We start from the raw sequence: 14,808 nt of genomic DNA, 5'->3' as shown, positions 1-14,808 counted from the left end.
AACGTGGAGAAGCCCTGCTGCGCCAGCGCCAGGCGTTGCTGGGCGAGCTCGACGACCTCGACCAGATGGCCCGGGGCGAGCTGCGCCTGGGGCTGCCGCTGCTGGGCAGCGACGCGCTGTTCGCGGGGTTGTTCGCCGAGTACCGGCGGCGTCATCCGAACATCGACATCCAGTTGCTCGAAGGGGGTAGCCGCACCGTGGAGCAGGCGGTCGCCAGCGGCGAGCTGGAGCTGGGCGGCAGCCTGACGCCGAGCGATCCGGCCTTCGAGTACCAGCCCTTTTGCAACGAACCGCTGGATGCCCTGTTGCCGGCCGGGCATGCCCTGGCCGGTTTGCCACAGGTCGAGCTGCGCCAGTTGGCGGACACGCCGTTTCTCTTGTACCAGCGCAGCTTCGTGCTCAATGACCGCCTGCTGGGCGCCTGCCAGCAGATGGGATTCACCCCGAAGGAAGGTGGACGCAGCGGCCAGGCGGATTTCCTCGCCGCGCTGGTCGCGGCGGGCCAGGGCGTGGTGTTGTTGCCCAGGGTGGTGGCGCGGGCGCTGGAGCGGCCCGGCGTGGTGCGCTTGCCGCTGCTGGCGCCGGCAGCCCTGCGTTGGGACATTGCCTTCATCTGGCGGCGCGGGGCCTACCTGTCACGGGCAGCGCAGGCCTGGTTGCAACTGCTGCGCGAGCGGCCGGCGCCAGGTGGATGATACGGGGGCCAGTACCAGCCCCCAAGAAGGCTCAGCCTTGCAGCGCCGCCACGAACTCGGCGATCCACGGCTCGGCATCGGTCTCCGGGGTCACGGTCTCGCTGGCATCCAGGCGCAGCATCGGCAGCACTTCACGCAGCCCCAGCTCGGCGAACAGCTCGCGCATCTGCTCGCCACCGCCACAGTAGGTATCGCCATAGCTCGAATCGCCCAACCCGATCACCGCGCCCGGCAGCCCACGCCACTCGGCAGGCAGGGTGTCGCGAATGCTGCTGAACAACGGGATGATGCTGTCGGGCAGCTCACCCATGCCCGTGGTCGAGGTCACGGCCAGGAAGGCGTCGGGGGCGAAACCCTGCAGGTCCTGCAAGGTGGCGCGGGCAGCGTGCCAGGCCTGCAAGCCGGCAGCCTTGAGCAGGGACTCGGCGTGACGGGCGACTTCATCGGCGGTGCCGTACACCGAACCAGAAATAATGGCGACTTTCATCGGGCAGAGGATTCCGAAACTGAGTGAAAACGTAGGATACTAGCATCCGACAGTGGCAAAAGGCCGCCTCCCACCAAAGTCTCCTTCCCACCCAAGGGCCCGGGCATGCATCAGCACCGGCCCAGGTTGGCCGTCGGAAATCTGACCAACGCTTCTGAACGAAGCGCCTTGCGTGCTGTCCATGACGTTGAAGAAACCGCCACCTTCGAGTTCGACCATGCAAGCAGACGCCCTCCTGACCCAGGACGAACTGGACTTCATCCAGAACATGCAGCATTCGCCCCAGTTGAACCTGGCCGACCCCATGTCGGGCCTGCTGGTCAATGGCGACCATCGGCTCCAGCAGTTGCTCACCCGCCTGGTGGCCAACGAGCAGGTCACGCTCCAGGCGCAGTTCAACAACCAGCAGATCAGCTTTCCCCTGCAACTGGTGGAAGACGAATTCCACGCCCTGCACCTGCAGTTGGGCTCACCGGAGATCTACGAGGACGGCCCCATGCTGCGCCCCTGGCGCCTGTCACTGGAAGAGCCGGCCGCGCTGCTCGACTCGCACGGCGCAGGCAGCGGCCTGTGGGTCCGGGAGATTTCCTTCAAAGGTGTACTAGTGCAAGTGCGCGACCTGCCAGAAGCGCCTGCGCGCTTCGACCTGCACTTCGCTCCCGAAGGCATCCCAGCCATCGGCCTGCATGGCGTACTGCGCCGCCGCATCGGCCCGGACTTGGCCGCCTACGACCTCAGCCGCAGCCCAGCGCAAGAGATCGAGCGCCTGCGCGAATACATCCTCCAGGCCCATCGCCAGGCCCACCCGGAGCTGCACGCTCAGGTCGCCGGCTGACCGCCCAGGTACTGCCGCAAGCGCCTGCGCATCAGGCCACCCTCGGCGCCCAGGCAGGCCATGGCGCTCCCCGCCAGGTTGCCCTGGGCAAGCTCCGCCGTCTCCCCCGCCAGCAACAACGGGCAGCCCAGCCCTGGCGCCAGACGCGCCAGACGCTTGCCCAACTCCACGGTCGGCTGGTGGTTGGCGAACAGTACCAGCGCATCGGGCGCCAAGCGTTCGCAGACCAGCGCCAGTTCCTCCAGTGGCTGCCCCAGGGGCAGCAGCGTCACGCTCACTTCGTCGTAGCCCAACAGCAAGCCTGCCACCAGCAGCTCTAGTTCATGGCATTGCCCCGGCAAAGGCGCCAGCACCACGCGGCTGCCACGCGGCTCGCGAGCCAGTTGCAGGCGCAGCAGCACCCGGCCACGCAGGAACTGGTCGAGAAACAACCAGGCGCTGGCCTGGCCGAAACTCCCATGGCCCGCGCGCAGTGACTGCCATACCGGCATGAACACCTCGCCGAAGACCTGGTCCAGGGCAAGGCCGGCGAATACCTGGTCGAACAGCCGGTCCAGGCCGCCACCGTCGAAGCGCTGCGCCGCCGCGTGCACCTGCACCCGCCAGCGCGCCAGGTCGTCGGCATGGGCGGCGGCACACGCATCCTGGGCCAGCGCCTGGTCGCGGGCCAGGATGCTGCCGACCTTGCTCACCGCCACACCACGCGCCAGCCAGCCCAGGATGCTGCGGATGGTGTCGATGTCGTCCTGGGAATAAAGGCGGTGCCCACTACGGGTCCGCGTCGGCCGAATCAGCCCATAGCGGCGCTCCCACGCCCGCAGGGTCACCGGGTTGACGCCGGTCTGCCGGGAAACTTCGCGAATCGGCACCCGCGCCTGGGGTTCCAGGCCCGCGCCATTGGCCAAGGCCGCTACCTCTTCGTTCATCTGCGCTGGCAACCCTGTCATGTGTGTCTGAGGGGCATTCTACGACGGGAGGCCACGCAGGGTCAGCGCGACCGCCTGCCAGCCAGCACTGACCGGTCACGAAAAATCCGCGATAATCCGTGCCCGATTCTTGCATCACGCCTGTGTCGCCCATCACCCCGGGCCACGCAAGCCAAGGGGCCAGCTACCCGCCAGCCCCGTCGCCAGGAGATACACGATGTCTACCCCACCCGTCACCCTGATGGTGTCGCGCCGCGCCGCCCATGGCCGTTACCAGGAGCTGCTGGCCTGGCTCCACGAAGGCGAACAACTGGCCACCGACTTTCCCGGCTACCTGGGCTCGGGCATCCTCGCCCCACCCGCCGACGGCGACGAGTTCCAGATCGTCTTCCGCTTCACCGACGAACAGACCCTGCATGCCTGGGAGCACTCCGCCTCCCGTCGCGCCTGGCTGCAGCGTGGCAACGGCCTGTTCGAGCGCCCCGAAGAGCGGCGCGTGACCGGCCTGGACGACTGGTTCGGCACCCATCTGGTGCACAAACCGCCACGCTGGAAGCAGGCCGTGGCCATCTGGCTGGCGTTCTTCCCGGTCTCGCTGCTGTTCAACGTGCTGTTCGGGCACTGGCTGGCGCCGCTGGACCTGGTGCCACGGGTCCTGCTCAGTACCCTGGGCCTGACGCCGGTGATGGTGTACCTGTTCATCCCACTCTCGACCCGCCTGCTGGCCGGCTGGCTGAACGCAGCCCCGGCATCCGCCACACAGGCGGCGCGCGGACTGCGCAGCCGCTGAGGCCAGGTCATACAAAGGGAAACAGTTCGGGTATGCTGGGGCATCCATGCAAGGACAGACAAGTTGATTGCCCCGAACATGAACAGCCCAATCCTCGTCACCGGAGCCAGCCAGCGCGTCGGGCTGGCCCTGGCCCTCGAACTGGCACAGGCCGGCCATACGGTGGTCAGTGCCAGCCGTAGCCTCCAGCCGCAGTCCCCGCACCCGAACATCCTCCAGTTCCAGGCCGACCTCTGCCGGGAAGCCGACCGCCAGGCGCTGATCGACCACCTGCACGGCCACTATGACGGCCTGCGCGCAATCATCCACAACGCCTCGCTGTGGCTGGACGACGGCCTGGACAACCTCGAGACCATGTTCCGCCTGCACGTCGAGGCGCCCTACCATCTCAACCTGGCCCTGGGCGAGTTGCTGGCCAAGGTGGACAAGGCCGACATCATCCACATCTGCGACGAAACCTCCTCGCGCGGCAGCAAGAGCCATATCGGCTATGCCGCGACCAAGGCCGCCCTGCAGAACATGGTGCTGTCGTTCGCCGAAAAATACGCGCCGAAGGTGCGCGTGAACGGTATCCTGCCAGGCCTGCTGATCCTCAAGGAGGGCGGCGACGAGGCCTACCGCCAGCAGACCCTGAAGAAGGCCCTGCTGGAATTCGAGCCCGGTGCACGCCCCTTGATCGAGGCGGTGATGTTCCTGCTCCAGAGCCAGTACAGCACCGGCAGCCAGGTGGTCATCAATGGTGGCCGCCACCTGAAGAACCGCATGACCTGAGAGAAGCCCATGACGCCCCAACAACAGCTCGAACTCGAAGCCGCCGCCTTCCGGCGCCTGGTCGAACACCTGCGCCAACGCACCGACGTGCAGAACATCGACCTGATGAACCTTTCCGGCTTCTGCCGCAACTGCCTGTCCAAGTGGTACAAGGCCGCTGCCGACGAGCGGCAGATCGACCTGAGCCTGGATGATGCCCGGGAAGTGGTCTACGGCATGCCCTATGCCGAGTGGAAAGCCCAGTACCAGAAAGAAGCCAGCGCCGAACAACAGGCGGCGTTCGAAAAAGGAAAGCCACGTGACTGATCTGAACACCCTGCGCGACAGCCTCGCCAGCGGCGAACACGCCTTCGCCGACACCCTGGCGTTCATTGCCGCGAACTACAGCTACCAGCCCCAGGCCTTCGTCAACGGTGGCGTCGAGAACGCCGCCGGGCAGAACGAAGGCTCATGCAAGACCCTGGGCCTGGCCCTGCTCGAAGGCCTGAGCGACCAGGAAGCGCTGCTGGCCTTCGGCGAGCACTACCGCAGCGTGCTGGCCACCCCCGAGGGCAGCGACCATGCCAACATCCGCGCGCTGATGGCGCATGGGCTGGCAGGCGTGAAGTTCGCGCAGCAGCCGCTCACGCGGCTGGCCTGACGACTGCGAGCGGAGGGTATGGCCCAATGCCGGCCGGTTAAGACCTTCAGCTGTGATTGGGGGCCGCTTCGCACCCCCAAAATGACAGAACGCCGCTTAACTGACTGACATTGGGGCATAGCCCTCCTTTACCCCGGACCGCCCCACATGCCGATCGAGCACCCCGTCCCCTTCCGCCAGGCCATGCTGTTCTGGCTCAAGCTGGGCTTCATCGGCTTCGGCGGCCCCGCCGGGCAGATCGCCCTGATGCACCGGGAAATCGTCGAGCGCCGTCGCTGGCTCAGCGAATCCCGTTTTCTCCATGCACTCAACTACTGCATGCTCCTGCCCGGCCCCGAGGCCCAGCAACTGGCCACCTACCTGGGCTGGCTGATGCACCGTACCTGGGGTGGCATCGTTGCCGGGGCGCTGTTCGTCCTGCCTTCGCTGTTCATTCTCATCGGCCTGTCATGGGTCTATGTCGCCCACGGCCAGCAACCGGTGGTCGCCGGGCTGTTCTACGGCCTGAAGCCGGCGATCACCGCCATTGTCCTGCAAGCGGCCTGGCGCATCGGCTCACGCGTCCTGCACAACGCCGCGCTGTGGGCAGTTGCCCTGGCAGCGTTCGTCGCCTTGTTCGGCCTGGGCCTGCCGTTCCCGCTGATCATCCTTGGCGCCGCCTTGCTCGGCTACCTGGGCGGGCGTTGGCAGCCCCGGCTGTTCCAGGCCGCGCATGAGCCCTTGCCGGACGCATCGCCGGCACAACCCGGGCATACCCGCTGGCGTTGGCCACACCTGCTGCGGCTGTTGGCCTGTGGCGCAGCCCTGTGGTGCCTGCCGATGGGCCTGTTGCTCCTGCTGTTCGGCTGGCAAGGCACGTTCACCCAGATGGCCTGGTTCTTCACCAAGGCAGCCTTGCTGACCTTCGGCGGCGCCTACGCGGTGCTGCCCTATGTCTACCAGGGCGCGGTGAGCCATTTCGGCTGGCTGACACCGACGCAGATGATCGACGGCCTGGCCCTGGGTGAAAGCACGCCGGGACCGTTGATCATGCTGGTGGTCTTCGTCGCCTTCGTCGGTGCCTACGCCCAGGCCCCGCTCGGGGCCGACCAGGCCTTCCTCGCCGGGGCGCTGGCAGCCTGCCTGGTCACCTGGTTCACCTTCCTGCCGTCGTTCCTGTTCATCCTGATCGGCGCACCGCTGGTGGAGAGCACCCGGCGCCAACTGCGTTTCAGCGCACCCTTGACGGCGATCAGCGCCGCCGTGGTCGGGGTGATCATCAACCTGGCCTTGTTCTTTGGCTATCACGTGTTCTGGCCGCATGGGTTCGCCCAAGGGATCGACTGGCTGGCACTGTTGGTCGCGGTGCTGGCGGCCGTGGGGTTGCTGCTGTTCCGGCGGGGCGTGCTGGAAGTGTTGCTCGCCTGTGCGCTGGCAGGGTTGCTGGCGGTGTTGTATGGGTATCAGGCTTGAGTGCTGGGCCTTTTGCCCGCGAATGGGCCGGCGGCTTTCACAAACGCTGCCCCGGGGTACCAGGTGGCAAGTTGCCCTGCTGCAGCCACTGCAGTGCGATCGGCCACAGGCTGTCGCGGAAGCGATCATGGAAGAAGGCGAAGTGGCCGATCTCGCCGACCGAGATATCCACAGGCGCCACCCGCAGGTGCAGGCGCTCGGCGTCATTGAGGTAACCCAGCAAGCGTTCGGTGGCGGCAATGGTGCCGAACGGATCGTCGGCCAGGCTGATCGCCAGGGTCGTCGCCCGCACCTTGGCGAATGGCGGCTCCGCCAGCGTGCGTCCGCTGGGGCGGTGCTCGTAGCGGGGCGTGCGGGTGGTCCAGTCGTGTACCACCCCCGCCGGCGTGTCTTCCAGCCAGCCCAGGCGCTTGCCTGGGAAGTAACCGAACAACCGCGTCAGCAGCGGCATCACCACATGCCACTTGCCGAACAGCCGCCAGCGCTGCTGCGCCGCATAGTCACGCCAATAGGCGAACTGCGCCCCCACCATCACCAGCCGCCGTACTTGGCCCGCAGACGGCGCCAGGCCCACCGCGCAGCCACCGAAGCTATGCCCCACCACGTCCACCGGCTGGCCGGGAAACTCATTGGCCGCCAGTTGCAGCATGGCCTCGAAATCGAGCCGTCCCCAGTCGCTCCAGGACGCCTGGAAGCCACGCAGCGACGCCGGACGCGATTCGCCGATGCCACGGTAGTCGTAGGTCAGCACGTCGAAGCCCTGGGCGAACAAGTAGTCGGCGAAGCGCGCGTAATAGCGGCAGCGCACCGAGGTGGCGGCGTTGATGATCACCAGCGGGCGCTGGGGGTCGGCTTGGGCATGACGCCAACGAAAGCCGCCGAGGCTATAGCCATCGGCGGCGTCCTGGCGAAAAGCGCTGGCGGGCTGGATGAGGCTGCTCATGGCGCACTCCCTGCGGCGTCTCGCACCGACAGGGCGCGGGCACGGGCGATTGTTCGTCCGCCAACGCTAGTATTGAGCGCGCGTCATTTCAACTATTTGGCCCCAGCATTTGCCCACCCCAACGGCATAGCCCGCTCCCGGCCAACCTCTCAGGCAGTCGGCAAGGCCCGGGCCACGCCCGGCTTGCGCAGCACCTCCAGCCGCGAGCCCTGGTAGCGGGTTTCGCGGAACAGCTTGAAGCGCCCGAACAGGCCATAGACATGCATCACCCGCCCTTGCTCGTGATACCCCATGCGCAAATGCAGCTTCATGGCTGGGACGTTGTGGGTCTCGACCACGTCCACCACCTTGTTGCAACCCTTCTCGCGCATGGCGTTCCACAGCTCCACCTGGGCGGTGACCGACAGCTCGCTGCCGAAATAGCGGCGCGTCATCTCGCCGCCGAACTCGAAGAACTCGCCCGGCTTCACCGGGAAGGTGCAGCCGTAGTAGTGCTTGTCGCGGTAGTCCACCACGCTGGCCCAGATGAACGCCACCGCATCGCCCTGCTCGTCCAGGTACATGTGCCCGGTGTGGCCTTCGGCGGCCAGCTCGCGCATGGTCTCGACGCGGTCGCCGAAGTAGCGGGCGAAAGCGTCGGCGTTCTCGGAGGTGATCTGTACCAGGGTTACCGGTGGGTGTTCCTTGAGGTTGTACGGCGGTACGGGGCTGACCAGGTCACGCTCCATCCACAACAACTCCCAATGGAAAAACACATAGCGCTCGAACAAGGTCTTGAGGGTGCGTTTAAGACCTTTTTGGCGGATTCGTTCTTGTATTTTTTGCAATGTGCTCATACTGCTGCCTCCCCAGCCCAGGCGGAATTACCTGGTCATTAGCAGCGGTATAGATCAGCCGGAGCGCCCTCATAGCAAAGGGCCAGCGAAGGAATTGTTTCAGATTATGTGCAGGCCCCGGAGGGAACCGTGCAGCCGTCCATGAACGGCTGCACGGTCAAGGGCTTGCTTACAGCTCGACGCAGTCGAACCGTACGTCGGTGGCTACGTCTTCGTCGTAGTTGACGTCGGCGCGCTCGAAACCGAACAGCTTGAGGAACTCTTTCTTGTAACCGGCATAGTCGGTCAGCTGGAACAGGTTCTCGGTGGTCACCTGCGGCCACAGGGCCTTGCAGGCGTCCTGGACGTCGTCACGCAGTTCCCAGTCGTCCAGGCGCAGGCGGCCCTTCTCGTCGACTTCAGCGGCCTGGCCGTCGGCACGGTACAGGCGGTCGCGGAACATACGGTCCAGCTGGTCCTGGGTACCTTCGTGAACACCCTTCTCCTGCATGATCTTGAAGACCATCGACAGGTACAGCGGCATCACCGGGATGGCCGAGCTGGCCTGGGTGACGACCGACTTCAGTACGGCCACGTTGGCGCCGCCCTTGATCTCGGTTGCCAGTTTACGGTCCAGGCGCAGGGCAGTTTCGTCCAGGTCCTGCTTGGCCTTGCCCAGGGCGCCGTGCCAGTAGATCGGCCAGGTGATCTCGGTGCCGATGTAGCTGAAGGCGACGGTGCGCGCACCTTCGGCCAGCACGCCGGCGCCGGCCAGGGCGTCGATCCACAGCTGCCAGTCCTGGCCGCCCATGACGGTGACGGTGTCCTGGATTTCCTGCTCGGTGGCCGGCTCGATGCTGGCCTCGATGATGGTGTCCTTGTTGGTGTCGATGGCGGTCGACTTGTACGGCTGGCCGATCGGCTTGAGCGCCGAGCGCACCAGTTCACCGGTCTGCGGCAGCTTGCGTACAGGAGAGGCCAGGGAATAGACCACCAGGTCGACCTTGCCACCCATCTCGTGCTTGATCAGCTCGATGACCTTGGCACGGGCTTCATCGGAGAAGGCATCGCCATTGATCGACTTGCTGTACAGGCCCTCGGCCTTGGCGAACTTGTCGAAGGCCGCGGCGTTGTACCAGCCGGCGGTACCGGCCTTGGTCTCGGTGCCGGGCTTTTCGAAGAACACGCCCAGGGTGTCGGCCTTGAAGCCGAAAGCCGCGGTGATGCGCGCCGCCAGGCCATAGCCGCTGGATGCACCGATCACCAGGACCTTCTTCGGCCCATCCTCGCGCACGCCCAGCTTGCGGGTGGCTTCGATCTGGTCACGGACGTTGAGCTCGCAGCCCTTCGGGTGGGTCGTGGTGCAGATGAAACCGCGGACCTTAGGATGAATGATGGCCAATGTCTGTACCTCATCAGGTGTTTAGGCATGGGACAGCCGCCAACCATGGCGACGACCCGTTTATTGGAGGGTGAGACTACACCCGGAAGCGATCCGACACATCTTAAGGACTGATCGTGGTGTTTCAAGAGAACATTGCGCTCGCCCATGCCGGCCAGATCGTTGATGAGCGCCTGCCGGATATGAGCGGCATTGCAGCGGAATCGTACTAGGCTCACGCCTGCCACTCATTTGTTTTTCACATCAATGAGAAAGAAAAACAAATTTAACAAATGAGCGATTCCCACCGATGCTGACAGGAATGCGCCGAGCTGGCGTCCACCCTTCACGGAGAACAACAACATGAACGACGTCGTCATCGTCGCCGCGACCCGCACCGCCATCGGCAGTTTCCAGGGGGCCCTGGCCAACGTGCCGGCCGTGGACCTGGGCGCCGCGGTGATCAAGCGCCTGCTGGAGCAGACCCAACTGGACCCTGCCCAGGTCGACGAGGTGATCCTCGGCCAGGTGCTCACCGCCGCTGCCGGCCAGAACCCGGCGCGCCAGGCGGCGATCAAGGCCGGCCTGCCCTATGGCGTGCCCGCGCTGACCCTGAACAAGGTCTGCGGCTCAGGCCTCAAGGCCCTGCACCTGGCGGCCCAGGCGATCCGCTGCGGTGACGCCGAGGTGGTGATCGCCGGCGGCCAGGAGAGCATGAGCCTGGCGCCCTACGTGCTGCCGTCCGCCCGTACCGGCCAGCGCATGGGCCACGGCCAGCTGGTCGACAGCATGATCACCGACGGCCTGTGGGACGCCTTCAACGACTACCACATGGGCATTACCGCCGAGAACCTGGTCGAGCAATACGGCATCAGCCGCGAGCAGCAGGATGCCTTCGCCGCCGAGTCCCAGCGCAAGGCCGTGGCCGCCATCGAGGCTGGCCGCTTCAAGGACGAGATCACCCCCATCGTCCTGCCGCAGAAGAAGGGCGACCCCAAGGTCTTCGACACCGACGAGCAACCGCGCCCCGGCACCACCGCCGAGTCCCTGGCCAAGCTGCGCCCGGCCTTCAAGAAGGACGGCAGCGTGACCGCCGGCAACGCCTCCAGCCTCAACGACGGCGCCGCCGCGGTGCTGCTGATGAGCGCCAGCAAGGCCCAGGCCCTGGGCTTACCGGTGCTGGCCAAGGTCACCGCCTACGCCAGTGCTGGTGTGGACCCGGCAGTCATGGGCATCGGCCCGGTGTCCGCCACCCAGCGCTGCCTGGACAAGGCCGGCTGGCAGCTGGGCGACCTGGACCTGATCGAAGCCAACGAAGCCTTCGCCGCCCAGGCCCTGGCCGTTGGCAAGCGCCTGGAATGGGATGCCTCGCGAGTCAACGTCAACGGCGGCGCGATCGCCCTCGGCCACCCCATTGGCGCCTCCGGCTGCCGCGTGCTGGTGACCCTGCTGCACGAGATGATCAAGCGCGATGCCAAAAAAGGCCTGGCCACCCTGTGCATCGGGGGTGGGCAGGGCGTGGCGTTGGCGATCGAGCGCTGAGCCGTTCGCTGCGAGTGTGTTCCGGGGCTGCTTTGCAGCCCATCGCCGGCAAGCCCCCACAGGCCCCTGCAAACTGCATCATGTGTAGTCGACTCAGAGCGGGCTTGTCGGGGCGCCGAACCGCCGCGACAGGCCAGCCCTGCCCCCCTGAGCATGGCCAGGGCTACGCCTTCATCTACGGCTAAAGCCACCTCGATATATACTTTTGCAATAGCGTTATGGCACTGTAGCGAGCATCCGCTTTCCCTTTTGCCGTAGCCATGCCGATCCGCCATCCCCGCCCTGCCCCACAGCAGCACCGCCATGCCTAGTATCCGCGAGCGCAACCGCCGCCTGATCGTCGAGGCCGCCAGCGCGGCGTTCGCCGACAAGGGCTTCGAAGCGTCCACGGTCGAAGACATCGCGGCCCGCGCCGGCCTGCCGAAAGCCAACGTCCACTATTACTTCGAAACCAAACGCAACCTCTATGCCTGTGTGCTCGACCGGGTCATGGAGCCGCTCCTGCGCGCGGCGCGCAGCCTCGATCCCGAAGCGCTGCCGAAAGACGCGCTGGAACGCTATATCCAGGCCAAGATAGGGGTGATCCGGCAATATCCACATGCCTGCAAGGTCCTGGTGCGGGAGATGCTGCACGGTGCCCATCACCTCTCCGGCAGCCGCGCCGAGGCCATGCGCGAGATCGCCCGGCAGAACCTGGGCTGCCTCAACACCTGGATGGACCGGGGCCTGATCGCCCGCACCGCGCCGGAACACCTGCTGCTGTTCCTCTGGTCGATGCCCATGGCGCATATCCGCTTCGCCCCACAGGGGAGCCGGCTGGCGCAATCGCGCACGCACGACGGCCACGACCTGCAACCCTCGGCCTCGGCACTCACCAGGATGCTGCTGCGGGGCTTGCAGCCAGGACGACCTGAACAACGCATCGCTATATAGAAAAACAAATATCGAGAGCCCAATACGCAAAACGGGACGCAAGGCGTCCCGTTCGTCGATCCAGGGTAATCAGGCCCCCTGGCTACGCAGCTCGCGGGCAGCGGCAACCATGTTGACCAATGCCGCCTCGGTTTCCGGCCAGGCGCGGGTCTTCAGGCCGCAGTCCGGGTTGACCCACAGGCGCTCGGCGGGAATGCGCCGGGCGGCCTTGCGCAGCAGCTTGACCATCTCGTCCTTGCTCGGCACTCGCGGCGAGTGGATGTCGTACACGCCTGGGCCGATCTCGTTCGGGTAGTCGAACTGCTCGAAGGCCTCCAGCAGTTCCATGTCCGAACGCGAGGTCTCGATGGTGATCACGTCGGCGTCCATGGCGGCGATCGACTCGATCACGTCGTTGAACTCGCTGTAGCACATGTGGGTGTGGATCTGGGTTTCATCCCGCACGCCCGAGGCGCACAGGCGGAAGGCTTCGGTGGCCCATTCCAGGTAATGAGCCCAGGCGCCCCTGCGCAGCGGCAGGCCCTCGCGGAAGGCCGCTTCGTCGATCTGCACGATCTTGATGCCGGCCGCCTCCAGGTCGAGCACCTCGTCGCGAATCGCCAGCGCCAGCTGACGGGCCTGGACCTCGCGGCTCACGTCCTCGCGTGGGAACGACCACATCAGCATGGTCACAGGGCCGGTCAGCATGCCCTTCATCACCTTGCCGGTCAGGCCTTGGGCGTACTCGATCCACGCCACGGTCATGGCTTTCGGACGGCTCAGGTCACCGAAGATCACCGCCGGCTTGACGCAGCGCGAGCCGTAGCTCTGCACCCAGCCGAAGCGGGTGAACACGTAGCCGTCGAGCTGCTCGGCGAAGTACTCGACCATGTCGTTACGCTCGGCCTCGCCGTGCACCAGCACGTCCAGGCCCAGGTTTTCCTGGATCTGCACCGCATGGCGGATCTCGCTCTGCATGGCCTCGACGTACTCGGCCTCGGTCAGCTTGCCCTGCTTGAACGACTGCCGCGCCAGGCGGATCGCCGACGTCTGTGGGAAGGAGCCGATGGTGGTGGTCGGGAAAGCCGGCAGGTCGAGCCCGGCGCGCTGCTTGGCGATGCGCTGCTCGAACGCCGACTGGCGCTGGCTGTCGGCCGGCTTGATCGCCGCCAGACGGGCCTGCACAGCAGGCTTGTGAATGCGTGGCGACGCAGCGCGGCTGGCCTGGATGGCCCGGCTGCGCGCCAGGGCAGCGGCGACGTCGGCCACGCCGGGTTCGTTGACGGCCTTGGTCAGCACCGCGACCTCCTGGCACTTCTGCACGGCGAAGGCCAGCCAGCTTTTCAGTTCGGCATCCAGCTTGTCTTCACGGGCCAGGTCGACCGGGCTGTGCAGCAACGAGCAGGAGGGCGCCACCCACAGGCGATCGCCCAGGCGTTCGGCGGCGTGGCGCAGCACATCCAGTGCTTTTTCCAGATCGCAGGCCCAGACGTTGCGGCCGTTGACCAGGCCCAGCGACAGCACCTTGTAGGCCGGCAGGCGGTCGAGGATGGTCGGGTACTGCTCAGGGGCGCGCACCAGGTCGATGTGCAGGCCATCGACCGGCAGGTTGGCGGCCAGGCCCAGGTTGTCTTCCAGGCCGCCGAAATAGGTGGCGATCAGCTTCTTCAGCGGTGCGCGCTGCAGGATGTTGTAGACACGCTCGTAGGCGTTCTTCCAGTCCTGCGGCAGGTCGAGGACCAGGATCGGCTCGTCGATCTGCACCCACTCCACACCCTGGGCGGCCAGGCGGTTGAAGATCTGGTCGTACAACGGTAGCAGGCGGTCGACCAACTCCAGCTTGTCGAAGTCGGCGCCCTTGGTCTTGCCCAGCCACAGGTAGGTCAGCGGGCCGATCACCACCGGCTTGACTGCATGGCCCAGGGCCCTGGCCTCGTCCACTTCCTCGAACAACTGCTCCCAGCTCAGGGCGAACTGCTGGTCGGCGGTGAACTCGGGGACCAGGTAGTGGTAGTTGGTGTCGAACCACTTGGTCATTTCCTGGGCGTGGGCACCGCCGCAGCAGCTGTCGCTGCGGTCCGTCGCCACGGCGCCTCGCGCCATGGCGAACAGGGTCTGCAGGGTCGGCTTGGCACCCTCGTGGCCCCGGAAGCGCTCCGGGATCACGCCGAAGGTCAGCGAGTGGGTCAGGACCTGGTCGTACCAGGCGAAGTCGCCGACCGGCAACAGCTCGATGCCGGCGTCTTTCTGCACCTGCCAATGGGCTGCGCGCAGCTCACGGCCCACGGTGCGCAGGCCGGCTTCGTCCAGTTCGCCCTTCCAGAAGGCTTCCTGGGCTTTCTTCAATTCACGGTCGCGCCCGATGCGCGGAAAACCCAGGTTGTGCGCCAGTGCCATGTTCTTGTCCCTCAGCATGCAGAAATGAATGAGAGGATTGTCGGCGCGCAGCCATCGTGAGACAAACTCATTTAATTTAAGATGATCACAAGATTTACTCATGATCCTATTGAAGCATGCCTGGTTCGCAGGGATAGTGCGGCGCTGCTTTAGAGCGGCGCCGAACCGCCGCGAATGGCCAGCCCAGGTCCCCAGGATGTCTCTTTCAAAGCAATTCCCTAC

General features: G+C 65.8%; 15 protein-coding genes. 9 read left to right on the top strand and 6 right to left on the bottom strand.

The features are described 5' to 3' along the window. Positions 1-695, top strand: a 695-nt coding sequence (locus WCE05_RS24575) for a LysR substrate-binding domain-containing protein (RefSeq protein WP_368816747.1), incomplete at its 5' end; no start/stop codon positions are given. Between the two features lie 31 nt (positions 696-726). Here WCE05_RS24575 and WCE05_RS24570 read toward each other — a convergent pair. Next, entirely contained in the window at positions 727-1,182 is a 456-nt protein-coding gene (locus tag WCE05_RS24570) for a flavodoxin (RefSeq protein ID WP_253079970.1), read from the bottom strand. 217 nt (positions 1,183-1,399) lie between these two features. Between WCE05_RS24570 and WCE05_RS24565 the strand changes: the two genes are divergently transcribed. Next, the gene (locus tag WCE05_RS24565; RefSeq protein WP_368816746.1) at positions 1,400-2,017 is read left to right on the top strand and encodes a hypothetical protein; all 618 of its coding nucleotides are present in this window, start codon (positions 1,400-1,402) and stop codon (positions 2,015-2,017) included. On the opposite strand, the gene WCE05_RS24560 is transcribed toward WCE05_RS24565, so the two are convergent. Beyond that, entirely contained in the window at positions 2,002-2,943 is a 942-nt protein-coding gene (locus WCE05_RS24560) for a MerR family transcriptional regulator (protein WP_368816745.1), read from the bottom strand. The genes WCE05_RS24565 and WCE05_RS24560 overlap by 16 nt on opposite strands. A gap of 217 nt (positions 2,944-3,160) precedes the next feature. On the opposite strand from WCE05_RS24560, the gene WCE05_RS24555 reads away from it, so the two are divergent. The 5 genes from WCE05_RS24555 (at position 3,161) to chrA (ending at position 6,596) form a co-directional block, all read left to right on the top strand. After that, a complete protein-coding gene (locus WCE05_RS24555) occupies positions 3,161-3,733 on the top strand; it encodes an antibiotic biosynthesis monooxygenase (RefSeq protein WP_253079972.1) in 573 nt (190 codons plus the stop codon). A 78-nt stretch (positions 3,734-3,811) separates the two neighbouring features. Then, the gene (gene folM, locus WCE05_RS24550) at positions 3,812-4,504 is read left to right on the top strand and encodes a dihydromonapterin reductase (RefSeq protein WP_225789490.1); all 693 of its coding nucleotides are present in this window, start codon (positions 3,812-3,814) and stop codon (positions 4,502-4,504) included. A 9-nt stretch (positions 4,505-4,513) separates the two neighbouring features. Beyond that, positions 4,514-4,810 carry a DUF1244 domain-containing protein gene (locus tag WCE05_RS24545; protein ID WP_225789491.1) on the top strand — a complete coding sequence of 99 codons (297 nt, stop codon included), beginning with the start codon at positions 4,514-4,516 and terminating at the stop codon, positions 4,808-4,810. Continuing rightward, positions 4,803-5,144, top strand: a complete 342-nt coding sequence (locus WCE05_RS24540; RefSeq protein WP_225789492.1) for a HopJ type III effector protein — start codon at positions 4,803-4,805, stop codon at positions 5,142-5,144. The genes WCE05_RS24545 and WCE05_RS24540 overlap by 8 nt, the downstream gene beginning before the upstream one ends. Before the next feature lie 147 nt (positions 5,145-5,291). Beyond that, complete coding sequence (gene chrA / locus WCE05_RS24535; protein WP_225789493.1) at positions 5,292-6,596, top strand: chromate efflux transporter; 1,305 nt, start codon at positions 5,292-5,294, stop codon at positions 6,594-6,596. Positions 6,597-6,633: 37 nt separating this feature from the next. On the opposite strand, the gene WCE05_RS24530 is transcribed toward chrA, so the two are convergent. The 3 genes from WCE05_RS24530 to fabV all read right to left on the bottom strand — a co-directional run bounded on the left by WCE05_RS24530 (position 6,634) and on the right by fabV (position 9,756). Continuing rightward, positions 6,634-7,539: an alpha/beta fold hydrolase gene (locus WCE05_RS24530; RefSeq protein WP_253079973.1), complete on the bottom strand. Its 906-nt coding sequence runs from the start codon at positions 7,537-7,539 to the stop codon at positions 6,634-6,636. 149 nt (positions 7,540-7,688) lie between these two features. After that, positions 7,689-8,375, bottom strand: a complete 687-nt coding sequence (locus WCE05_RS24525) for a GNAT family N-acetyltransferase (protein WP_253099546.1) — start codon at positions 8,373-8,375, stop codon at positions 7,689-7,691. A gap of 169 nt (positions 8,376-8,544) precedes the next feature. After that, positions 8,545-9,756, bottom strand: a complete 1,212-nt coding sequence (gene fabV, locus WCE05_RS24520; protein ID WP_225789496.1) for an enoyl-ACP reductase FabV — start codon at positions 9,754-9,756, stop codon at positions 8,545-8,547. A 342-nt stretch (positions 9,757-10,098) separates the two neighbouring features. Here fabV and WCE05_RS24515 point away from each other — a divergent pair, with 342 nt between their 5' ends. Then, positions 10,099-11,277 (top strand): acetyl-CoA C-acetyltransferase, encoded by a 1,179-nt coding sequence (locus WCE05_RS24515; protein WP_225789498.1) that lies wholly within the window; start codon positions 10,099-10,101, stop codon positions 11,275-11,277. Positions 11,278-11,580: 303 nt separating this feature from the next. Then, on the top strand, positions 11,581-12,210 hold the full coding sequence (locus tag WCE05_RS24510; RefSeq protein ID WP_368816744.1) for a TetR family transcriptional regulator C-terminal domain-containing protein: 630 nt from the start codon (positions 11,581-11,583) through the stop codon (positions 12,208-12,210). A 69-nt stretch (positions 12,211-12,279) separates the two neighbouring features. Here WCE05_RS24510 and metE read toward each other — a convergent pair whose 3' ends face one another. After that, positions 12,280-14,586, bottom strand: coding sequence for a 5-methyltetrahydropteroyltriglutamate--homocysteine S-methyltransferase (gene metE / locus WCE05_RS24505; RefSeq protein WP_368816743.1), 2,307 nt, complete (start codon positions 14,584-14,586; stop codon positions 12,280-12,282). Between the last annotated feature and the right edge of the window lie 222 nt (positions 14,587-14,808).

The sequence above is a fragment of the Pseudomonas sp. I2 genome, from assembly GCF_040984075.1.
GTDB lineage: Bacteria > Pseudomonadota > Gammaproteobacteria > Pseudomonadales > Pseudomonadaceae > Aquipseudomonas > Aquipseudomonas guariconensis_B.
Note: the sequence above shows the minus strand (reverse complement) of the source record. Positions and strands in the feature narration are given on the sequence as shown.

Coding starts and splice junctions, on each gene's coding strand:
- WCE05_RS24570 (WP_253079970.1), bottom strand. CDS start 1,182: ATGAAAGTCGCCATTATTTCTGGTTCGGTGTACGGCACCGCCGATGAA.
- WCE05_RS24565 (WP_368816746.1), top strand. CDS start 1,400: ATGCAAGCAGACGCCCTCCTGACCCAGGACGAACTGGACTTCATCCAG.
- WCE05_RS24560 (WP_368816745.1), bottom strand. CDS start 2,943: ATGAACGAAGAGGTAGCGGCCTTGGCCAATGGCGCGGGCCTGGAACCC.
- WCE05_RS24555 (WP_253079972.1), top strand. CDS start 3,161: ATGTCTACCCCACCCGTCACCCTGATGGTGTCGCGCCGCGCCGCCCAT.
- folM (WP_225789490.1), top strand. CDS start 3,812: ATGAACAGCCCAATCCTCGTCACCGGAGCCAGCCAGCGCGTCGGGCTG.
- WCE05_RS24545 (WP_225789491.1), top strand. CDS start 4,514: ATGACGCCCCAACAACAGCTCGAACTCGAAGCCGCCGCCTTCCGGCGC.
- chrA (WP_225789493.1), top strand. CDS start 5,292: ATGCCGATCGAGCACCCCGTCCCCTTCCGCCAGGCCATGCTGTTCTGG.
- WCE05_RS24530 (WP_253079973.1), bottom strand. CDS start 7,539: ATGAGCAGCCTCATCCAGCCCGCCAGCGCTTTTCGCCAGGACGCCGCC.
- WCE05_RS24525 (WP_253099546.1), bottom strand. CDS start 8,375: ATGAGCACATTGCAAAAAATACAAGAACGAATCCGCCAAAAAGGTCTT.
- WCE05_RS24515 (WP_225789498.1), top strand. CDS start 10,099: ATGAACGACGTCGTCATCGTCGCCGCGACCCGCACCGCCATCGGCAGT.
- WCE05_RS24510 (WP_368816744.1), top strand. CDS start 11,581: ATGCCTAGTATCCGCGAGCGCAACCGCCGCCTGATCGTCGAGGCCGCC.
- metE (WP_368816743.1), bottom strand. CDS start 14,586: ATGGCACTGGCGCACAACCTGGGTTTTCCGCGCATCGGGCGCGACCGT.